The organism is Brevibacillus sp. HB2.2 (assembly GCF_013284275.1).
GTDB lineage: Bacteria > Bacillota > Bacilli > Brevibacillales > Brevibacillaceae > Brevibacillus > Brevibacillus brevis_D.
This window is the reverse complement of the sequence record NZ_JABSUV010000034.1, coordinates 1-19,762: the sequence shown is the minus strand read 5'-3', so window position 1 is coordinate 19,762 and position 19,762 is coordinate 1. Positions and strand designations below refer to the sequence as shown.

At 48.2% G+C, this 19,762-nt stretch carries 19 protein-coding genes and 1 pseudogene; 4 read left to right on the top strand and 16 right to left on the bottom strand.

Annotated elements, in window-relative coordinates; genetic code table 11:
* The 4 genes from HP401_RS21830 to HP401_RS21815 form a co-directional block, all read right to left on the bottom strand.
* A complete protein-coding gene (locus HP401_RS21830) occupies positions 1-861 on the bottom strand; it encodes an ABC transporter permease (protein ID WP_173606537.1) in 861 nt (286 codons plus the stop codon).
* Positions 858-1,784, bottom strand: a complete 927-nt coding sequence (locus HP401_RS21825) for an ABC transporter ATP-binding protein (protein ID WP_087351382.1) — start codon at positions 1,782-1,784, stop codon at positions 858-860. Before HP401_RS21825 ends, HP401_RS21830 begins: the two co-directional genes overlap by 4 nt.
* A complete protein-coding gene (locus tag HP401_RS21820) occupies positions 1,781-4,156 on the bottom strand; it encodes a DUF7408 domain-containing protein (protein ID WP_254457145.1) in 2,376 nt (791 codons plus the stop codon). Before HP401_RS21820 ends, HP401_RS21825 begins: the two co-directional genes overlap by 4 nt.
* 231 nt (positions 4,157-4,387) lie before the next feature.
* On the bottom strand, positions 4,388-5,353 hold the full coding sequence (locus HP401_RS21815) for a proline dehydrogenase family protein (protein WP_173606535.1): 966 nt from the start codon (positions 5,351-5,353) through the stop codon (positions 4,388-4,390).
* A 127-nt stretch (positions 5,354-5,480) separates the two neighbouring features.
* Between HP401_RS21815 and pdxR (HP401_RS21810) the strand changes: the two genes are divergently transcribed.
* Together pdxR (HP401_RS21810) and HP401_RS21805 are read left to right on the top strand one after the other, a co-directional pair.
* A complete protein-coding gene (pdxR, locus tag HP401_RS21810) occupies positions 5,481-6,920 on the top strand; it encodes a MocR-like pyridoxine biosynthesis transcription factor PdxR (protein ID WP_173606534.1) in 1,440 nt (479 codons plus the stop codon).
* Positions 6,907-7,260: a hypothetical protein gene (locus HP401_RS21805; protein ID WP_173606533.1), complete on the top strand. Its 354-nt coding sequence runs from the start codon at positions 6,907-6,909 to the stop codon at positions 7,258-7,260. Before pdxR (HP401_RS21810) ends, HP401_RS21805 begins: the two co-directional genes overlap by 14 nt.
* 181 nt (positions 7,261-7,441) lie before the next feature.
* On the opposite strand, the gene HP401_RS21800 is transcribed toward HP401_RS21805, so the two are convergent.
* The 8 genes from HP401_RS21800 to pdxR (HP401_RS21765) all read right to left on the bottom strand — a co-directional run bounded on the left by HP401_RS21800 (position 7,442) and on the right by pdxR (HP401_RS21765) (position 15,306).
* Positions 7,442-7,996, bottom strand: a complete 555-nt coding sequence (locus HP401_RS21800) for a glycerol-3-phosphate responsive antiterminator (protein WP_016741431.1) — start codon at positions 7,994-7,996, stop codon at positions 7,442-7,444.
* Between the two features lie 13 nt (positions 7,997-8,009).
* On the bottom strand, positions 8,010-9,680 hold the full coding sequence (locus HP401_RS21795) for a glycerol-3-phosphate dehydrogenase/oxidase (protein ID WP_173606532.1): 1,671 nt from the start codon (positions 9,678-9,680) through the stop codon (positions 8,010-8,012).
* Between the two features lie 147 nt (positions 9,681-9,827).
* Positions 9,828-11,327, bottom strand: coding sequence for a glycerol kinase GlpK (glpK, locus tag HP401_RS21790; RefSeq protein ID WP_173606531.1), 1,500 nt, complete (start codon positions 11,325-11,327; stop codon positions 9,828-9,830).
* A gap of 54 nt (positions 11,328-11,381) precedes the next feature.
* Positions 11,382-12,212 carry an MIP/aquaporin family protein gene (locus HP401_RS21785; RefSeq protein WP_173606530.1) on the bottom strand — a complete coding sequence of 277 codons (831 nt, stop codon included), beginning with the start codon at positions 12,210-12,212 and terminating at the stop codon, positions 11,382-11,384.
* Between the two features lie 216 nt (positions 12,213-12,428).
* A complete protein-coding gene (locus tag HP401_RS21780) occupies positions 12,429-12,851 on the bottom strand; it encodes a YvaD family protein (protein ID WP_173606529.1) in 423 nt (140 codons plus the stop codon).
* Positions 12,848-13,210, bottom strand: coding sequence for a DMT family transporter (locus tag HP401_RS21775; protein WP_015893270.1), 363 nt, complete (start codon positions 13,208-13,210; stop codon positions 12,848-12,850). The genes HP401_RS21780 and HP401_RS21775 overlap by 4 nt, the downstream gene beginning before the upstream one ends.
* Before the next feature lie 14 nt (positions 13,211-13,224).
* On the bottom strand, positions 13,225-13,794 hold the full coding sequence (locus HP401_RS21770) for a TetR/AcrR family transcriptional regulator (RefSeq protein ID WP_173606528.1): 570 nt from the start codon (positions 13,792-13,794) through the stop codon (positions 13,225-13,227).
* Positions 13,795-13,884: 90 nt separating this feature from the next.
* A complete protein-coding gene (gene pdxR / locus HP401_RS21765; protein ID WP_173606527.1) occupies positions 13,885-15,306 on the bottom strand; it encodes a MocR-like pyridoxine biosynthesis transcription factor PdxR in 1,422 nt (473 codons plus the stop codon).
* 116 nt (positions 15,307-15,422) lie between these two features.
* Between pdxR (HP401_RS21765) and HP401_RS21760 the strand changes: the two genes are divergently transcribed.
* Both HP401_RS21760 and HP401_RS21755 read left to right on the top strand, forming a co-directional pair.
* A complete protein-coding gene (locus HP401_RS21760) occupies positions 15,423-16,001 on the top strand; it encodes a GNAT family N-acetyltransferase (RefSeq protein ID WP_173606526.1) in 579 nt (192 codons plus the stop codon).
* 175 nt (positions 16,002-16,176) lie between these two features.
* Positions 16,177-17,454, top strand: coding sequence for an erythromycin esterase family protein (locus HP401_RS21755; protein WP_173606525.1), 1,278 nt, complete (start codon positions 16,177-16,179; stop codon positions 17,452-17,454).
* 73 nt (positions 17,455-17,527) lie between these two features.
* Here the strand turns inward: HP401_RS21755 and HP401_RS21750 are convergent, their stop codons facing one another.
* From HP401_RS21750 to HP401_RS21735, 4 genes and pseudogenes are all read right to left on the bottom strand, one after another.
* Positions 17,528-17,950 carry an SRPBCC family protein gene (locus HP401_RS21750; protein ID WP_015893275.1) on the bottom strand — a complete coding sequence of 141 codons (423 nt, stop codon included), beginning with the start codon at positions 17,948-17,950 and terminating at the stop codon, positions 17,528-17,530.
* Positions 17,947-18,276 carry an ArsR/SmtB family transcription factor gene (locus tag HP401_RS21745; RefSeq protein WP_015893276.1) on the bottom strand — a complete coding sequence of 110 codons (330 nt, stop codon included), beginning with the start codon at positions 18,274-18,276 and terminating at the stop codon, positions 17,947-17,949. The genes HP401_RS21750 and HP401_RS21745 overlap by 4 nt, the downstream gene beginning before the upstream one ends.
* 66 nt (positions 18,277-18,342) lie before the next feature.
* A pseudogene (locus tag HP401_RS21740) lies at positions 18,343-18,716 on the bottom strand (DoxX family protein).
* Positions 18,717-18,975: 259 nt separating this feature from the next.
* Entirely contained in the window at positions 18,976-19,644 is a 669-nt protein-coding gene (locus HP401_RS21735; RefSeq protein ID WP_173606524.1) for an MBL fold metallo-hydrolase, read from the bottom strand.
* Between the last annotated feature and the right edge of the window lie 118 nt (positions 19,645-19,762).

Genomic DNA, 19,762 nt, shown 5'->3' with positions numbered 1-19,762 from the left:
TTATTGCTCCTCTTTTACTTTGCGCAATCTCGGTTTCACTGGCTGAATAAGATAAATGGAGAGTAACAGGCAGAACAATGTAATGGCCCCGAAAAACAGACAGTAAACTGCGTACGGGTCCACATTCCCAATCCTGATCTGCGGCCCTTCTTCAAAAATGTTCAACATCGCAAACAATGGGTTAAAATTATGCATGAGATTGGGCCAGTCTGGCATAGTCGCGGATGGCATGTTACCGGACCGACGCTGGTACCGAATGAACTCTTTGATAATTTCCGCCAGTATGCTCGACCCGATCGCAGATCCGAACACCACGGCATAAGTGACAACCGTAGAGATACCAGTCCGTTTGATCAGCGTGGACATGAGCACACCAATGCTGCCGATACCGAACATCGTAATGATGTAAAAGCCAAACACCTTGATGACTTGTGCAGGTGAAATTCCCCCATACAAAAAGACGATGGCATAGAGCGGGATGGTCGCAATGACCAGAAAGGTCATGAAGCTGAGCGATGCCAGCCATTTGCCTAAAATCAATCGTGTGGCGCTGACATTCGTGGTCAACAGCACACTCAACGTCTGGCGTTCGCGTTCACCGGAAATCACACCTGCCGTCAGTCCCGGCACGACGAAGCCGATCATCCCGAGCTGAAACACAGACAGCATCATGAACAGCTCGCGTGTATCATTCGGGTTGTAATAACTGCCACCGTTTGTCATAAAGAAAATGATCGTGATCGTCATTGCACCCAAAACGAGCAAATATAACAGGATGATCCACGGTGACCGATTGGTCCGCATCCGCATTTTCCATTCATTGAACAAGACAGGGTTGTGAAATCGTCTCAAGTCGCTCATGAGCCCACCCCTTTCGTAATTTCCAGGAAGATTTCTTCCAAATCACCTACTGCCTCATTAAACGCAGCAACAGGATAGCCTGACACCGCAAGCTCCCGCAGCAGCTCAACCTGTTCTTCGTCATTGCCTGAAAAGCCTGCAACGACCCAGTTCCCTTCACGTGTCACCCTGGTAATGACGGGCATTTCACGCAGGCGCGTCATTGCTTCCTCAACCCGATCCAACAGGCGAATGCGCAATACCCGCTGCTCTTGCATTTTCGAGTAAATCTCATCGACTCGTCCAAAGGCAACCAGATTGCCTTCCTCCACAATCCCGATGACGTCGCACATCTCCGCCAGCTCAGGCAATATGTGCGAGCTAATGATAATCGTTTTGCCCATATCCCGCAGTTCCTTCAAAATCTCCCGCAGCTCGATGCGTGCACGCGGGTCCAAGCCAGAGGCCGGTTCGTCCAAAATGAGTACCTCCGGATTGTGAACCAGCGAGCGGGCCAGTCCGAGGCGCTGCTTCATCCCCCGCGACAACGAGTCAACGTAGGCATCCCGCTTGTGCGTGAGATTCACCAGCTCTAATAACTGCGGAATGATTTGTTTTCGTTCGGCTGCCGGAATATCGTAGTTCGCAGCGTAAAAATCAAGGTACTCTTCTGCTGTCAAATTGTCGTAGACACCAAAAAAGTCTGGCATGTAGCCGATCAGCTTCCGCACTTCCTTTGGATGCTTGGTCACTTCGTAGCCGCCTACGTATGCTTTCCCACTGGTCGGCTCCAATAAAGTCGCCAAAATGGACATTGTCGTCGATTTTCCTGCCCCGTTCGGACCGACGAAACCAAAAACGGTACCCTTGTCAATTTCGAGCGAAAGTCCTTTTAACGCTTCCATTTTGCCGTAGCGCTTGCGCAAATTTTGGATCTGGATCACTTCTTGCTCACCTTCCCTTCCACACTGACACTTGGAACCCCAATGTGGCGTTCGTCCTCAAACTGGTGGGCAAATTTGATACGGACAATGCCGTCGCCCGAAACATAAGTAGCGGTCTTGTCACTTGACATGACGTTGTTCATGAATGCTTTTTCAAATGGTTCGAAAGCTTTTGTCTTCCAGTTGTACACCTCTTTTTCAAATGTCGTATTGTCCTCTGACCAGGTGTACAGATACAAATTGCTGATGGTAAGCTCCTGTCCTTCCTGATTCAGATTGATATCAAACGTAATATCCCCGGCAGGGAGTCGAAAGCCATCGCCGTAATCATCTACCGGAACAGAGCTGCCCGACATCGTCACATCAAATGATCCCGTCGGATAATAAATGTGTCCGTCCTTGGATGGATTTACATGCAGCGTCGAAGTAACCATCGTAATGCTGCTGTTCTCCGTATTTTCGTTTGGTACGACAGCCTCAACAACTTGCTCATCGGTCCAGCCCACGAGTTTTACCACTTCAGACGGACCGTTTCGTCTGTCCACCATGTCCAGCATTTCCACGATGAGTTGTTCACGCGTTTCTGTTTCATAGCCATTCGATTGCAGGTGCTGCGGCAGCGCATTCCCCATATTCATCCGATGTTTGTTCCGCCTTGCTTGATGTTGAGAGGCAAACGGCAAGTTCACTTCGATACTGCTGCCAGCCGCCAACTGCGGAAACTCTTGTACCGTTATACCTGTCGAGATCGTCACATCTCGCAGCGAGTACTTCGTATGGTTCGTCACAGTTCCTTTTAGTGCGCCGTTCTCATACGACAGATTCGATTCTATTTTTCCTACGTCTGATAAAGTTTGCTCCGTCGCAACCTTGCGCATCGACCAGAACTCTACATCTCGGAAATCAATATGAGTCTGATCTGGCTGTATGGAAATCCACGTTTTCGGAACTTGATCGGTATAATTTCTTTCAATGACAGGCTTGGTCATGCCCTCTCCCTTTAAAGTCAAACGATAGTCGTCATTACTCGGTACGAATAATGCGGTAACACTCACCGAATTCGCCTGTCCGTTGTTTTGCAGCTCCACATAACCTACCTGGTGCAGCTTTACACCTACCCCCCGCTGGATGGCACCAATCGAGAAGATTCCGATTCCCGCCACCACCGAAAGGGCAGGGACGATCACCCACATGTAGCTTTGCTTGCGGCCTCTCCGCAAAATATAGAAAAGAACTGGCCCGACAACCAGGGCATAAATTCCGAAAAATACTGCGAACCAACCAACCTCCGGAATTTTCAAGGATGGGACGCGATCAGCAGCATCCTTAAGCGGCCATACGTCTTCGATCATGCTCCTATTTGAAGCGTTGATGGAAGAACCAAAAGCCTTTACTAATGTATCTGCCCAAAAGCGGCTATTTCCTGCCCAACTGGCTACTGGTTCCGCCGCCAAATCATAGGCGACGTACAATACTTTTCCCGCTCCCACGTTATGTACAGCCATCAGCGGAATATTTGCTTCGCTATACAGAACTTTCCCTGCCTTCAATGTCCCATTGCTTACAGTAAAGGGGGATGTCAGTGCGATCGGATTGGTCTTATCCACTTTTAAACTAGAAAGTGCCTGTACACTCGTCACTCCTGTCACTTCTACTGGTGACAAATCACCCAAAATGCCTCCGGATTTCTTGTACTGTGCTCCTCCAGCTAAAATCAGCATCCCGCCAGATTTCGTCCAATCCCGAATCGCTTTGATCTGCTGTTCATTCAATGAATCCAATGCAAAATTATTGATGACGAGCATATTCATCATCTGGAGTTGCGTACCTGTCACTGGCATATTGTCTGCCTTCATCGTCAAGAGCTGGACAGGGTTATGATTAGAGCCTTTCGGCAGTACACCAAGGAAGTTAGCTGTGTCTGGGTTTTCTGCTAACACACCGATCATCAGCGTATCTTCGCTGTAAGAACTGCCTGTTATTGGCGTTTGCGCGATCACTTTGTTATCTTGCATCAAGGCCACATAAGAACTGCTTTGCAGCTCTGATCCTGGAACGATAATCGTTGCCTGCTTGGTCACTCCGCTTGCAATGGAAACCGGCTGATAATTGGCAACTGCGAAGCGAGTGTCTACCCGTTCTCCAGTGGCGACAAAAAGCTCCCCTTCGATATCCGCCCCTCCATTTTTCACCGTGACGACAACAGGAATCATCCCCGTTTGCCTGTACTTCCCTTCAATTCCGACTGTTACTCCTAGCTGAATGTTTCCCTCTGCCAAGGCTGTTCCCGTTACCCCAAAAGGAACACCTGCTACTAACAGGAGGAACGCACAGAAGGCCAGGAGCCACCGCTTGCACTGTGCCGTTTTCATTCGTTCAAAACCTCCACGGACCATTCTTTTTTCTTCCTATCTTTTCTACTCATACAGTTATTGACGTTATTTCCAGACAAATAGCTACAATTTTTTTCAAAATGAAGTCTACGGTTTCATGGAATTTGCGAGATGATTTGCATGAATTTGATCTCGGGGACTCACAGGCAAGACATAATGAAAAATAGAAAAAACGTCAGGATCATGCTCTGACGTTTTTTCGTAATTCTTCTATGACATGCCATACCCTACATCCTGAAGTCTCGCCGTATCAAACATATCGGCTATCGCCTGATGAACATGAGGGGGGTGCTCCGCCAGTCGATGACACAAGTACAAGTACCACTCTGTCCCATATGTGAGGTACAAGCGCACTGGAACCCCTTTTTCTCGCAAAGCATGAGCCAGCTCAGGGCGAACCCCGTATAACAGCTCTACCTCTACATTCGGTCGATGCAAATAGCCTCGACCGTCTAGCTCGTCTACAATCGCTTGGTCGTGCGTGGCGAGTGAGCATTCACGCCCAGCTCGTACACACATATCAGCCAGCTCCAGGTATCGTTCGTTCAACTCCACGGAACGCCCCAATGCGATTTCCTGAGGCTCCTTGAATGCGCCTTTAACCAAACGAATTTTCCCCGGGAGTCCGAGCACCCGTTTCACATCATCCAGCGAGCGGTGCAAATGTGCTTGAATCGTAATGCCCACATTTTCATGTCGCTGTGCCAAGCGCTCATACATGCTAATGATCGCCTCTGTTTTCGTCGATTCCTCCATGCTGATCATCAAATAGTGGCCGCTATGTCTCGCCCGCTCCGCCAACTCTTCTACGTGGGCAAACGCCAGCCCTTTATCCAGTAACAAGCCGAGATGGGACAGATCAAAAGAGATTCCGATTGGTGTATGTAGTTGGGAGCAATCCGCAGTTAGCGCCAGAAATTCCCGCTGCGCTTCATGTACAATCTGCGAATCCAGCGTATTTTCACCAATGTGTTCCATTGATAGACGGTAGCCCATTTTTTCCAAGCGTTGGGCTATTTTTATTGCATCTGCACGCGTTTCACCTGTCACATAACGTTTCGCAGCAGTTAAAAGCAACGGATATAGCAAGGGCGATGTTCTGACCGCTTCCTTGATTCGTTCATCACGGGCGATTGTACGCAAAATCTCTGCGGTTCTTCTCTCTTCTGGTGTCATCCTTCTCTCTCCTTTGGCAGTGGCATACCTCTTCTCTTCTATCACCCTACCATGGTACGCTTGTTTGGATTAGGTCCAGTTTCCCACAATTTCGAGAGGACCAGTTGCGTAAGGAGGCTCACACTGCTTGTTCTGGATAACCATTGACCGAGAGAAACCGATTCCGTTAATCAGACAAATTTATTCTGAATTGCGCACAAAGATTTTGAGCGGAGAACTGACGGCAGGCTTCAAGCTTCCGTCTACCCGAAAAGTAGCAAGCGAACTGCACCTCTCTCGCAATGTGGTACTAGAGGCGTACGAGCAGCTACTAGCCGAGGGCTACATCGAGAGTAGACGTGGCTCCGGGTATTTCATTGCCTCGGGCATTTATTTGGAGCAGCACGCCCGGATGACAGAGGCAGGGGCTGGGTTGCCAAAAGTGGATCAGCATTTCAACGAAGCCGAGAGCAAGCTAATCGATTTTCGTTCTGGTGTTCCTGCTCTGGAGCACTTTCCTCGCAACCTCTGGGGCAAAACTGTCCAGCGTGTATGTCAGGAAGCGCCGCTGTCAGTCTTTGGTTATAATCGTCCCGAGGGACGCACCGAGCTACGCACGATTTTGTGTCGCTATTTGTATCGAACGCGCGGCGTGCAATGCGACCCCGAGCAAATCATTATGACATCCGGGGCTACTCAGGCGCTCACCCTGATTGCCAATGTGCTTCTACGTCCTGATAGTCACGTAGTCATCGAGGACCCGATCACGCACGATATCCAGAGTATTTTCACCAGGACAGGCGCTCGTTTACTGCCTGTTCCGACAGATGCCTACGGGATGGATATGGAACAGCTACCGTCATTATCTGTCCATCGCCCCCGCTTCGTATTTGTCACGCCTTCTCATCAGTTCCCGCTCGGCGGCACGATGCCCATCCAGCGAAGACTTCAACTCATTCGTTATGCATGGGAAGCTGACTGCTACATTGTCGAGGATGATTACGACAGCGAGTTTCGTTACGAGACTGCTCCCATCAGCTCCATTCAGGGACTTGCCTCGGAGCGTGTTATCTACATCGGTTCCTTTAGCAAAATCCTTTCTCCCGGACTGCGCCAGGGGTACCTCGTCCTGCCAAAAGCATTGGTAGCTTCCTATCAGCAGGCAAAATGGCTATCCGATTTGCACGCCCCTTCGATTGATCAGCTTGCCCTCGGGGTTTTTATCGAGGAGGGGCATCTAGAGAAATACGTAAATCGCGTAAAAAAGCTGTACAAAAAACGCCGTCAATGCTTGATTGATGCTCTTCAACTGGCTTTTGGTGATAGTATTCGCATTTGGGGGGAGGCCGCTGGACTGCACATCGTAGCTGCTTTTCCCACGATTCACTTCACACCTGACGTCCTTGCTGCGCTGGAGCAAGCCGGAGTGCGTGTCTACCCGGTCGAGGAACACGCCATTGTCAAAGGCAATCATACAGATAAAATCATTCTCGGATACGGCAATACCAATGAGGCACAGATCGAAGAAGGGATCGAAAGGATCAGGGCTGTTTTAACAAGAATGCTGGCATCTCTTGATTCTCCATGATTTCCACCCTCTTTCCTTCTCAATCGCCCAAAAGAAGAGCCAAATCTCTCGAATCCATCTCAAGATTTGGCTCTCATTCTTCTACTTATCTGTTAGCGAAAGCGTCCGCAGCAGCCAGGAGGGCACCAACGACAGTGATCCGGGCATCTCCTTCTGTGGTCAAACTCCCAACTCCGGTAAGGTCTCTGCCATTCTCCTCCACGATCCCATCCTGGTGGACGTTCCCGATCTCTTTGCCAAGGATAATAAGAAGAATGCCCTTCCCGCGAAGAATACGAGGATTGCCATTGAGAGCTTTGAAAATTCACGCAACCGCCTTCTTTCCTCTTATTTTTGCTGACTATATGTGTATATGCACGGTGACGTTCATCCGCATAGACTACTGACCGTTATCCAAATAAAAGGGTATCTACCTACCTCCTCTATCATCGTCATCTACCTATTTTCTTATAGGACAAACACCAAAAAACCGGTATTCCTACGAACAGGAATGACCGGCTTTTGACTACCCTAATAGGCTCTTATGATTTCGTCCACAGCTCTCTGCGAGAAGTGGTTACAGATGTCGCACCGGCAAGAATAGCGCGATCGACATCTTCCATTGTACGAATAAAGCCTCCAGCGATAACCGGAATCTTGGTTCGTACAGTGATTTCTTCAATCAGATGGGGAATGATTCCTGGCAAAACCTCGACGTAATCCGGCTTGGTTCTCTCCAGCTGAGTTAGGCTGCTATCTAATGCCATCGTATCAATGAGAAAAAGTCGTTGGATCGAAATGAGTCCTTTTTTCTTGGCGGCAAGAACAGCACTGTTCCGTGTGGTGATGATTCCTTCGGGCTGTGCTTCTTGTGCAAGAAACTCCATCGCATATTCATCAGACTTCAAGCCGTCTATGAGATCAGCATGGATCAGCAGTTTTTTCCCAAACGCTCTGGCCCGTTTGCCCAGTGGCTTTACTTGCGCTACATGAGCATTCAGCAAAATAATGCGCTCGTAGCTGCTTTCCATGAGCTCATCAAATTCTTTTAATGTCCGGGCTGCAGGAAGTATGACTTGATTGATCTGGTTTGCCAATCACGAATCACCCCTATTGAAATGTTTTCGCAAGATGATATTCCTCTTCAAACGCTTTTATTTCATGTTCTTTTCTCTCATCCGACCATTGCAGCTCATGAGCGAGCTCTTCTCCCACCATTCGATACACAGGCTCCAGTGTATCCCTCTCGAAGAATAGTCTGCCACTGCGACGAATCAGAAAATCGCTCATGGTCATGACCATTTCTTCTTCTACAGCGTAGCGCAGTTCTGCTTTCAACAGGGCTTCGATTGGTGATACATTTTGAGCATTTTGTGTCAAAATCTCCTGGCACATGGTTACGATTTGCTCACTATTGCTTCCATATTTCCCAACCAAAACGCGGATTTGTTCCTCGGTGATTCCCCATTGGCGAAGTCGCTCTGCCTGTGCTTTCACAAATACAGGAATCTTGGCCGCGGATTCAAAATTTCCGCCAGCGAGGACGATTTTGTCTGTCTGGCAAGCTTTAAATGCTCTGCCTTCTTCTTCGGTCAACTGCTTGACCACCACATCGACAATGCGCTCGGCCATCTTGCGGAAGCCCGTCAATTTTCCACCTGCGATCGTAATCAGCCCGCTCTTGGAATAAAAAATCTCGTCCTTGCGTGACAATTCGGATGGAGACTTGCCATCTTCGTGGATCAGCGGTCTGAGTCCTGCCCAGCTCGAGCTTACATCCTGTTCCGTCAGCTTTACAGAAGGGAACATCTCGTTCGCGGCATTCAACACATACTCCATGTCTTCTCTCGTCACCGTTGGTCGCTCCAGCACACCTTTGTAATTCGTGTCTGTGGTACCGATATACGTACTGTTATTGCGCGGAATGGCAAACAGCATGCGCCCATCGGATACATCGAAATAAACGGCCTGCTTCAGTGGAAGTCTGTTATATGGCACGACCAGATGGACACCTTTTGTCAGGTGGAGGCGCTTGCCGTACAGGGAGTGGTCTTTTTCTCGAAGCTGATCCACCCAAGGCCCTGCTGCATTGACGATTTTTTTTGCATGGAGGGAGTACTCCGTACCCGTAAGCAAATCCTTCACGCGAATCCCGATGACTTTGCCGTTTTCATAAATAAAGCCAATGGCTTCCGTGTAGTTCACGCAGAGCGCTCCGTGCGAGCTTGCTGTTTTCATGACCTCAACAGTAAGCCTAGCATCATCTGTTCGATATTCGAAATAGAGCCCGCCGCCCTTGAGAATATCGCGTCGCAAAAGCGGTTCTGCCTCCACGGTTTTCTGTTTGTTCAGCATGATGCGTCGCTCTTTTCTTTCGACTCCAGCCAGCACATCGTACACATACAAACCAACAGAGGTTGCCAGCTTGCCATAGGTACCATTTTTCACGATAGGCAAAATCATTTTTTCCGGGATGACGATATGTGGCGCATTGCGATACAAAATAGCTCGCTCCCGGCCTACTTCCCGCACCAGCTGCACATCGCCCTGCTTCAAATAGCGCAATCCTCCATGAACGAGCTTGGTAGAGCGACTGCTGGTGCCCGCAGCGAAGTCCTGTTTTTCCACGAGTCCAACGCTAAGACCTCTCGCGGCTGCATCGAGGGCAATACCTGCTCCCGTCACCCCACCGCCAATTACCAAAAGATCGAGTTGTTTGTTTGCCATTTTATCCAGACAAGCCTGGCGTTGACTTGATGATAGTGCATGTTGATCGTTCATCGTTCTTCTCATCCTTTCTAAAAGAAAAAGACAGCCAATATCCAAAAGAAGCAATGCAATGTCATTGCTCTTCTGATACTGGCTGTCTCCGGAGTCTCCACAGCATGATTAACTTATCTTTAACTTTAGACCTCTTTTACGCAAAAATCAATGCCTAATCTTGTAACCCATCGTTGCCGTAACCGCTTGCTTCCAACCTGCGTACAGCCCCTGGCGCACTTCGTCTGCCATATCTGGTGAGAAGGAGCGCTCCACCACTTTATTATTTACAATATCTTCCTTACTTCCCCAATACCCGACGGCAAGCCCTGCCAGGTAAGCTGCTCCTAGCGCGGTCGTTTCATTGACACGCGGACGCTCTACCTCTGTATTCAGGATGTCGGACTGGAACTGCATCAAAAAGTTATTCGCCACGGCTCCACCGTCTACCGCCAGCTTTTGCAGCCGGATACCGGAATCAGCCTCCATCGCTTCAAGCACATCCCGTGTCTGATAAGCCAAAGACTCCAGCGCTGCCCGAATCAAATGATCTTCTGTCGTTCCACGGGTCAAGCCAAAGATCGCGCCTCTTGCTTCCATGTCCCAATACGGTGCTCCCAGTCCAACAAAGGCTGGAACCATATAAACACCATCTGTGGTGTCAACAGCGAGTGCGTGTTTTTCTGAATCCGAGGATTTTTCGATCAGCTTGAGTCCGTCACGCAGCCATTGAATCGCCGCACCAGCCACAAAAATACTGCCTTCCAGGGCGTACTCTACCTTCCCATCCACGCCCCAAGCAATGGTTGTCAACAACCCGTTTTTGGATGCCACTGCCTTTTCTCCGGTATTCATCAGCATGAAGCAACCTGTTCCGTATGTGTTTTTGGCTTGCCCTTCCGCAAAGCACGCCTGCCCAAACAAAGCGGCCTGCTGGTCTCCGGCAATCCCGGCAATTGGAATCTGGAATTCGAAGAGCTTCTCGTCTGTGTAGCCGTACATTTCGCTGGAAGGACGGACAGCTGGGAGCATGCTTTTCGGAATTTGCAGCATGTTCAACAGCTCGTCGTCCCACTCCAGGGAATGAATATTAAACATCAACGTGCGCGAAGCATTGGAATAGTCGGTCACATGCACAAGACCATTAGTCAGCTTCCAAATCAGCCACGTATCAATGGTTCCAAACAAGAGGTCGCCTCTCTCGGCTCGCTCCCGTGCTCCCTCCACATGATCGAGCAGCCATTTTACCTTTGTGCCAGAAAAGTAAGCGTCAATCAACAGTCCTGTCTTTTCGCGAACGGTTTGCTCAAAGCCTTGCTCTTTCAACTGGTTGCAAATATCGATGGACTGTCTGCTTTGCCATACAATCGCATGGTGGATCGGCTTTCCTGTGTGCTTATCCCATACCACAGTGGTTTCCCGCTGATTGGTAATCCCGATTCCTGCTATTTCTTCCGGTTTCACATGATTCTCCAGTAAAACCGCTTTCAAAACCTCCAACTGTGATTCCCAGATTTCCTCGGCATTGTGCTCCACCCAACCCGGCTTCGGATAGATTTGTGTGAATTCCTTCTGAGCAACTCCGATAATGGCACCTGATTTATCGAATAAAATAGCACGAGAGCTCGTGGTTCCTTGATCGAGGGAAAGCATATATTTATTTTCCATGATAATTGTTCCTCCTTCACTCATTTAAAATCGTCTTCATTCTTACCTTTATGTCTAGGAACGCGCACTTTCGGATGCGATTCGCTCCTTGCTGCCGATTGATTTTTTGGTTGTCATGCCGACCACGATGGCAATCACCATGAAAGCCGCTAATGCTATTACACCTGTCAGCGAATGGTCTGTAAACGTCCATTTGTAAAAAAACGCTCCACTTACAGCTCCAATGATAGGTCCAACAACAGGAATCCATGCGTAGCGCCAGTTGGACTTTCCTTTGCCGTGGATGGGCAAGAGAGCATGGGCGAGGCGAGGGCCAAGGTCACGGGCTGGATTGATCGCATAGCCGGTAGTACCTCCAAGAGACAAACCGATTGCGACAATCAAGAAGCCAACGATAAACGGATTGAGTCCTTCTGCAAATTTATTCGCTCCGATCGCTAGTAGACCGAGCACTAAGAAAAACGTACCTAAAATTTCGCTGAAGAGATTGGCGACTGTATGAGGAATCGCGGGACCTGTTGCAAATACCCCCAATTTGTCTCCTGCATCATTCGTCTCACGCCAATGCGGGTAATAAAAGATCCAGACAAACGTCGCACCCATAAATGCCCCTATCAGTTGAGCTGCTATATAGCCCGGCACATGCTCCCACGGAAATTGACCGATGCTGGCCAGTGCAATGGTAAGTGCCGGATTCAAGTGCGCTCCGCTAATGCTTCCTACTGCATACGCTCCGCACGCAACTGCCAGTCCCCAGCCCAGCGTAATCACAATCCAACCGCCGTTTTGGGAATACGCCTTTTTCAAGTTCTGTCCGGCGCAAACACCTGCCCCCAAAATGATCAAGATCATTGTCCCGATCAATTCCCCTACATAAATAGACATGCCCCATCCTCCCCCTTTTTGGGAAAATTGTAAAACAACTCCCGTAAAGCGCTTACAATTCGCCAACTTCTTTGTGGTTTGACTGGCAAGAAAATAAAAAAGCTAATACTCGCAACTCAAGAGCAAATGCCCTCATTTTGCAAATATTAGCTGATCTCCCAATCTCCACAGCACTATTAACTTAAGACTTACTATATAGCCACGGCTCAAAATTTGTCAAGAATCCCTTTCCTTCACTTTTGCCAGTTCTCGCATCAAGCTCGTCAAAAAGAATAACGGGTAAATCAGCAGGTACAGGTTTGGAATCCACCAGGTCCAATCAAAATCTGCCTTGAACGCCCAAAAAGCGATTGCCTGCAAACCCGAGCAGGACGTCAAAACAAGTGACAGCATGGCGAGCGGCTTCCAGATGTGTCGTCCTCTGCGATAGGCGTACAGACTGGCAAAGCCCGTGATGGAAATGAAGATATCCAGTGGAAAAAAGGACAGGTTCCATGCAAGCAAATGGGGGTTGTAGTAATCCTGATACAAATATTCCACGGGGAGAAGCTCCAAAAATGTAATGAGCCAGTATGCGACAAAAGCCACATCGGTGACCCAAAAGAACACGAGCATGGTCCTCACATTTTTCTCACTCATTTCGCCTCAGCTACCCCTGTATCTTTGGAAGGTTGCGCATGAGAAGTGTCTCCCAGATTCAACAGCACACAACCCACGATGATCAGTCCGACAGCAATTACTTTTTTGACAGTGAAGGCATCCTTGAAGATCACCACACCAATGACCGCGATGATTGCTGTGCCAAGACCCGACCAGATGGCATAGGCAGTCCCGACCTCCATTTCCTTGAGCGCCAGGCTCAGCGACGAGAAGCACAAAATATAAAAAATAAACATCATCACACTGGGGACAGGCTTGCTCAGGCCGTCAGACAGCTTCATGGATGTTGTTCCAGCCACCTCTAGTAAAATGGCCATTAATAGATAGACCCAACTCATTATGTTCCTCCTACTTACTTGTTTGAAGACGAAGAATCTACGATGCCACCTAATAAAATATCGATGACGGCATCCAGCGCTTCGCCAATCGTCACATGATGCTGGTTCGCTAACTGTTGATCAATTAGCTGGTTGAGCGTTCCGGTATATATCTGGATCAAGATCGGAAGCTGGATACGACGAAACACGCCTTCCTCTACCCCTTGCTCCAGAATGATTCGAACATACTCCCACTCCTGTTGATTGAACGCGTCGATCAGCTTCCATTGCTCGGGATAGTAGCGCTTCAGCTCGTACCACACGCGCAGGTCCGTTCGTGAGAAGTTGTTCGGAACCAGTGCCAGTAGCTGCCGCATCTTCTCTACCAAATCGAGGTCAGGATCATGCAAAATCTGATCTTCCGCTTTACGCAAATCCTCGATGTTTTCTTCAATGACCTTGGTAATCAAGGCTTCTTTCGATGGAAAGCTCGCATACAACGTCTTGGTGCTAACGCCTGCGCGCCGAGCTAAATCGGACATCGTAAAACGGACGCCCTTGGTCTCAATCTCATGATAGGCGCATTGTAGGATACGCTCCTGCATGCTCTTGCCTCCTTTCGAAAACAAGGAAAATATTTTGTTTTTCATATTTTCCAAAAGGTACTCTTAGCATAAAGGCATACGCATGACTTGTCAACAATCGCCAAACCACGCTTGGCTCAGTGCCTCGATACCAGAATCGATTTTTTCCAAAGGAATGCCCGCGAAGCCGAGGAAATACTCTTTTGGCAAGGGATTGGGTGGCACCAGCCATGTAAACGATGCGGATGAGACTCTCACACCTGCCTGAATCGCCAGCTTTTTCAACTCCTCCTCGCTTCGCTCGCTGTTTACCCGTAGCAGGACATGAAAACCAGCATCGGCTCCGATAACGGTCGCTCTTTCGCCAAAATGCTTGTGCACAGCCAACAGAAGCGCATCGTGCTTTTTACGGTACAGCTTGCGCATTTTACGGACATGCTTTTCGAAGTATCCTTTTTCCATAAACGCTTCCATCGTCCGCTGATGTAGTCGGGATGAGGATGGTTCCAGCAATGTCTCGCGCAGCAGGTTGTAGTACGTATCCAGCAGAGATTCTGGCAAGACCATGTACCAAATGCCTAGTGCAGGCGCCAATACCTGCGCAAAGCTCCCCATATATATGACATTCGCATGCGGAAGCAAGCCTTGCATAGACGGAATCGGTCTGCCATGGTAACGAAACTCTCCATCATAATCGTCTTCGATGATGTACCCTCCCACGCTTTTGGCCCATTCGAGCAATTGCAGTCGCTTGGATATAGGCATGATCATCCCACGTGGGTATTGATGAGCCGAAGAAACGGCAGCCAACCGAACCTCTGAGTCATATAGCTCCCTGACATTAATTCCATCCTCTGTCAGTGAGATCGGCACCACATCGTAGCCGTGCTGGCGAAACGTATTGGCAAACAGCAAATACCCCGGATTTTCTACGCCGATGCGTTGGAACTGCGGCTTTACCATCAAACAGATCAAGGACAGCAAGCCAAATTGGTCCGCCCCAATCACCACTTGATTCGGTGAACAAGCAACGCCCCTGTACCTGCGCAAGTAGTCAGCGATTTGGCTCCTGAGTCCAGCCTCGCCTTGCGGATCTCCATAAAAAAGATTCTCCTGCTGCTCTATGTGAAGTGTCTCATTGTACAAACGCCGCCAAATCATGGTTGGAAATAACGAAAAATCATTGCGGGAGAGATGAAAGTCATAGACGTATTCCCGCTCGTCACGCAGCATGGGCCGCTGGATGGTTTGTATGCTCGGATCAGCACCCGGCTTCACTTCTGGATCAGGCAATTTCTCCACATAGTACCCACTGCGCGGTTTGCTCTGGATAAAACCTTCCGCCAGCAACTGCTGATATGCCATTTCCACAGGTGTCGTGCTCAGGCCCAGCAGGTCAGCCAGCTTTCGAACGGATGGCAGCTTGCTACTCACCGCTAAGCGTCCTGCCACGATCTCCTTTTTCAAGTAGGCATATAGCTGTACGTATTGCGGATCGTTGTCGTTTTCCTGCCAATTTGGGGTCAAGAGCATCTCGATTTCCCCTTCCATCTGTCCTTTTCATTTTCACAAAACTGCACATTTTCAAGTATACACCTGTTCGTTATCCTAAGAAAAAGAAGTTTTGAACGAACAGGAGGACAACGATTATGTCTATGACACCCCACGAGAATGCAAGTGCAGCGGTTCGCTTTTTGGAAGGAGAACGTGTCTTTTTGCGACCGATTGGCACGGAAGATACCGAATTATACTTCCGCTCCTTGTTCAGCAAGGAAACGCGTATGCTGACTGGTACACAAAAACATTTCACGCGCGAGCAAATCCACCAGTACATAGAAAACAAAGGCCAAGACTCTTCCAGTGTCCTGTTATTGATCTGCCTGTGTGAAAATGATCAAGTAATTGGCGACGTCCAAATCGGGGATATCGATCGGAATAATCGAAACGCCTTTATCCGAATTTCTATTGATCAAAATGCCTATCAAGGCAAAGGCTACGGAAGCGAAGCCCTTCTGCTGATGCTCGATTATGGTTTTGGCATCCTCAATCTGCACCGCATCGAGCTAAACGTATTCGCCTTTAACGAACGTGCCATCCACACGTATGAAAAGCTCGGCTTCCAACGGGAAGGCGTACAACGACAAGCGCTTTATTACAACCATGCCTATCACGACTCCATTCTCATGTCCATGCTGGCAGATGAGTATCGGGCGAAATATTTAAAATAGCAAATGGAAAACGCACCGGGAGATCGTCCAACCCAGGTGCGTTTTTACATGTTGGCTGGGACTCCACAGAATAGAATTCACTGTAGGTAAATAGGATCAAGAAGGAGTATAATTATGTAAATGGTAAGAAAATCCACTTGTTTCACAGTAATCCCTTCAAGAAAGAGAGATTGATATGAAAAGAAAACTCCTGATCACCCTAAGCTTGTTCATCGTGCTGAGTGTATTGACGGGTTTCCAATCTGCATCAGCTAACACCTTGCAGCAGTCCTTGCAATCTACACTTGTCCCTGTTTCAAAAATGGAGCTTCCCGCAAAAACCATCATCGGGTTTGGAGAAGCTACACATGGCAACAAGCAATTCACTACGCTGAAGTTAGATATTTTTAAGCATTTGGTAGAAAAACAAGGTTATCGCGTATTTGCCATCGAAGGTGATTTTGGCGGTGGACAAAAGGTCAATGAATACATCTTAGGCGGCAGCGGAACTGCGAAGGATGCCGCAAAAGCCATTGGATTTACGATTTACCATACAGAAGAAATGGCCGCCCTTCTCTCTTGGATGCGCACCTTTAATGAGCAACGGGATGCCAAAGATCAAATTCATTTCTATGGCTTTGACATGCAACGCTATGACCATAACAAAAGCGGGCTATTCGCCTATTTGAAAAAAGTTGATCCGACATTCGCAACCAAGTATGAGAAGCTGCTTACGAATCTGAATGATCAGACGGTGTATGATCAAAAGATCGCCCTCGTACAAGAAGCGCTCACCCACATAAAAAGCTTGATGGAGCAGATGAAACAAAACCAATCCGCCTACATCGCGAAAAGCTCTGTGAAAGAATATGAGCTGGCTACTGCCTTCGCAGAATCCATCAAGCAAAACGCTACACTGCGCGGAACAAACACAAACTATGGCAACACCCGTGATCGCTATATGGCGGACAAAGTGATGTGGATTCTATCCTTTGAAAAGAAACATTACGGTCGCAATAACCTGTTCATCGCCGGACATAATGGACACATTGAAAAGACCTCCACTTCCGCAGGACTGACAACCTGCATGGGGGCACATCTCGCGAAAGCCTTGGGGGACCACTATTACGCAATCGGAAGTGAATTCTACGAAAGCACCTTACTCGCAAAGGACGCCACTACCAATGAGCGCAAAGCATTTACTGTAAAAAATAGTGGCAAAGATCGGCTAGCTGTTTTGTTTGCACAGACAGGCATGGCGGATGGATTCCTTGATTTTTCCAAGGCAAAGCAGCATCAAGATTTTTACACCTATCTGAATAAAGTGCAGTCCATCAGTGCAATTGGTGATGCTTTTAGTGGCTGGTATGGAAAAATGGAGAAGATGTATACGTTGCAGATGGTTCCAGCAAAAGCTTTTGATGCGATCATCTTCGTGCGAACGGCTACTCCTTCGGTTATGATAACGGATTAACGGGTGGACATTTTCCTGGTTAAAAATTACGGCAGCCAATGAAACTGGCTGCCGTTTTTTTGAGGGTATGCGATTATTGCTCCAATACCTTTTCAAGCTCGCCGCACCAATTGCTCCAGCCATACTTGGCTCCACCCAGTGCTTGAGCATTTGAGATTCCGGTTTGTTCGAGATGAAGGTTAACCTTTCCGTCCCCTAAATCCTGCAACGTCCAGGTGACCGTGTGCTCCTCCCCTCCACTGCACCAAGTATAGGACAGCCGGTGTGGTTCTTCCACAATAAGCACTTCACCATTAACAATTCCATCCCAATATTCGGTCGGCTGAGTGCGAAACTGAAAGTGGTGTCCGATGACGGGCTTAAAATCATTTTCCATCGCCTGTCCGGTGTGGACGTTGACCATCCACTTAGTGAGCTTGTTTGCATCGGTTAAGGCCGACCAGAGCTTCTCCATCGATGTCTTGTACTGAAAATCCAGGGATAATGTTAAACTCATTCTTCTTCCTCCTCTAAAAATTGGTTTAAGCGCAACATATTCGTACTCCAGAACTGCGTATAGAAAGCCAACCAATCTTGAATTTCTCTAAGTGGGGCGGCGTTTAGCCTAAATCGCGTTTCTCTGCCTACTTTTCGGTCAAGTACCAGTCCGGCCTCTTTCAAGATTGTCAAATGCTTGGATACCGCTGTACGCCCCATTTGAAACTGTGCCGTTAATTCATGAAGCGGCATCTCCTCTGCCTCTGCTAACAGGCGAATCAGTCGCCGCCTGGTTGGATCTGCAATCGCATCAAACACATCCCGTAACGGGTTATTCTCGCTCACAACACTCCCTCCAAAATCTGATTTTCTGTAGGATAGTGGGGACAACCGTTAATTTCTGTAACCTCCCTAAAGTTTGCGGCTCATCGGACGCAGCGCCCACGAGACAATATTTAGCGCAGCGTATGTGCGTGAGATAAAGCCGCACCAGTCATTAAAAAGAAGATACCAGCGTGAACCCATTCTTTAAGCCGAGGGAAACCCGGGGTGACGAGAGCAATGGCTCCAAGCACTTTCCAAATCCCGAGAATGGTCAAGATGTATAGCGGGTAACCAAGATTCGTCACTAACTCGATGTTTCCCCCAAATTGCATCAGCTGACCAATACCACTTAACAAAAGAGCTACTACGAGTAGTAATGTGACTGACCAATAAGCAATCATTTTTCCTCGGGGCTTGGTTTCGACTTTCGCGATTGTTTCTGCACCGTTAATTTGACCCATTTGTTTCCCCCTCATAATGGTTTCAAGTGAAACTTATTCATGTCCGAAACTTTCTAAATGACTAATTCCTGATTGGACACCAATTAGTGTCATTTTGATAATACGACACCCTTTGGTGTCCTGTCAACAACGTCCTTTCGCACTACTTGAAATCCGATGTGAGTGTATTTGTCCCCTGTCCCCTAACTACATGCTAAAAAGCCCCGGCGCGATCATGCCGAAGCTTGATGATTGTCAGTCGAATTTGAATAACTGCCTGCTAAGATAACTCTTGACTAAGTTCTACGATCCTACTCTTTACATTTCCAGTGCTAAGTCCACCGTGGTAACAAACCACAGATGCAATGTCGAGATCTACATACTTTTTCAACGAGAGTCTAGCTGCATTCATATCTGGTGTAGTCGGGGCATGAATGCCTTCGAGAAACCCGTTTACACTGTACATCGAGTCTCCGGCAATGAGGATCTTGCTTTGCTTTAGATACAGGCTAATATGACCGGGAGTGTGCCCAGGAGTATGGATGACGCGAATCCCACCGCAAAACGGCAGTTCCTGACCGTCACTCACGGTATGATCCACTCTGCCCTTCGGAGGATTCTCAACGTGTCCGTCTTTTAAAAGTGGGATTTCCCCCTGAATATACGGCTTATCCAGATCGTGTGAATAAACGTGAACCTGATCCCCGCACTCCTGCAAAATCTCTGGAAGACTGCCGATATGATCCACATCCTGATGCGTCAAAATCACAGCTTTTAGTTTGTCGAACGGCACCCCTGTCTTTTCCATGGCCACGCGTAAATCTTCCATTTGTCCAGGGAATCCGGTGTCTATTAAAACAGCCATGTCTTGATCCCACAACAGAATGGGATGAATGATATTCCCATGAAAATCCAAATCAAGCATTTCGACTCCCTTTGAAATTTCCATCAATCAGCCTCCATAAAATTTAGTTTTTACGTAAGGGTATATTATTATGTTGGTTTCATTGTTGTCAACATTGCATAAAAAAAACCATTCCTTAAAGGAATGGCTTCTTCATTCATTC

Coding starts and splice junctions, on each gene's coding strand:
- HP401_RS21760 (WP_173606526.1), top strand. CDS start 15,423: ATGTCTATGACACCCCACGAGAATGCAAGTGCAGCGGTTCGCTTTTTG.
- HP401_RS21820 (WP_254457145.1), bottom strand. CDS start 4,156: ATGAAAACGGCACAGTGCAAGCGGTGGCTCCTGGCCTTCTGTGCGTTC.
- HP401_RS21770 (WP_173606528.1), bottom strand. CDS start 13,794: ATGCAGGAGCGTATCCTACAATGCGCCTATCATGAGATTGAGACCAAG.
- HP401_RS21755 (WP_173606525.1), top strand. CDS start 16,177: ATGAAAAGAAAACTCCTGATCACCCTAAGCTTGTTCATCGTGCTGAGT.
- glpK (WP_173606531.1), bottom strand. CDS start 11,327: ATGGAAAATAAATATATGCTTTCCCTCGATCAAGGAACCACGAGCTCT.
- HP401_RS21750 (WP_015893275.1), bottom strand. CDS start 17,950: ATGAGTTTAACATTATCCCTGGATTTTCAGTACAAGACATCGATGGAG.
- HP401_RS21785 (WP_173606530.1), bottom strand. CDS start 12,212: ATGTCTATTTATGTAGGGGAATTGATCGGGACAATGATCTTGATCATT.
- HP401_RS21780 (WP_173606529.1), bottom strand. CDS start 12,851: ATGAGTGAGAAAAATGTGAGGACCATGCTCGTGTTCTTTTGGGTCACC.
- pdxR (WP_173606527.1), bottom strand. CDS start 15,306: ATGCTCTTGACCCCAAATTGGCAGGAAAACGACAACGATCCGCAATAC.
- HP401_RS21830 (WP_173606537.1), bottom strand. CDS start 861: ATGAGCGACTTGAGACGATTTCACAACCCTGTCTTGTTCAATGAATGG.
- HP401_RS21815 (WP_173606535.1), bottom strand. CDS start 5,353: ATGACACCAGAAGAGAGAAGAACCGCAGAGATTTTGCGTACAATCGCC.
- HP401_RS21795 (WP_173606532.1), bottom strand. CDS start 9,680: ATGAACGATCAACATGCACTATCATCAAGTCAACGCCAGGCTTGTCTG.
- HP401_RS21775 (WP_015893270.1), bottom strand. CDS start 13,210: ATGAGTTGGGTCTATCTATTAATGGCCATTTTACTAGAGGTGGCTGGA.
- HP401_RS21735 (WP_173606524.1), bottom strand. CDS start 19,644: ATGGAAATTTCAAAGGGAGTCGAAATGCTTGATTTGGATTTTCATGGG.